The organism is Christiangramia aquimixticola (genome assembly GCF_048285835.1).
Lineage (GTDB): Bacteria > Bacteroidota > Bacteroidia > Flavobacteriales > Flavobacteriaceae > Christiangramia > Christiangramia aquimixticola.
Genome location: NZ_JBLVTL010000299.1, coordinates 1 through 285, shown reverse-complemented (window position 1 = coordinate 285; position 285 = coordinate 1). Strand labels below are relative to the sequence as shown.

The window sequence follows — 285 nt, the reverse complement described above, 5'->3', positions numbered from 1 at the left end:
GCGAACTCAGCACAATGATTGGAGTATCTGGGTGATTCTTTTTTGCATGATGGATAATCTCTATTCCACTTTTAAATGGCATCATCACATCTGTAATAATTAGATCAGGAAGCCAAGAGTCAATGGCTTTTACACCTTCATTTCCATCTTGCACCAAAAGTGTATCATAGCCATCTTTCTTTAATCGAAACTGGACGAGGCTGGAAATCAGGCGATCATCCTCAATAATAAGGATCTTTTTCATAATAAACGGTTATTCTAATCTTAAATATAGCATCTCAAACC

The 285-nt window shown here is 36.5% G+C and carries 1 protein-coding gene; it reads right to left on the bottom strand.

Annotation, left to right across the window (positions count from 1 at the left end):
- On the bottom strand, positions 1–244 hold a 244-nt coding region (locus ACNKXV_RS14560; protein WP_417908417.1), incomplete at its 3' end, for a response regulator transcription factor.
- Positions 245–285: the final 41 nt, after the last annotated feature.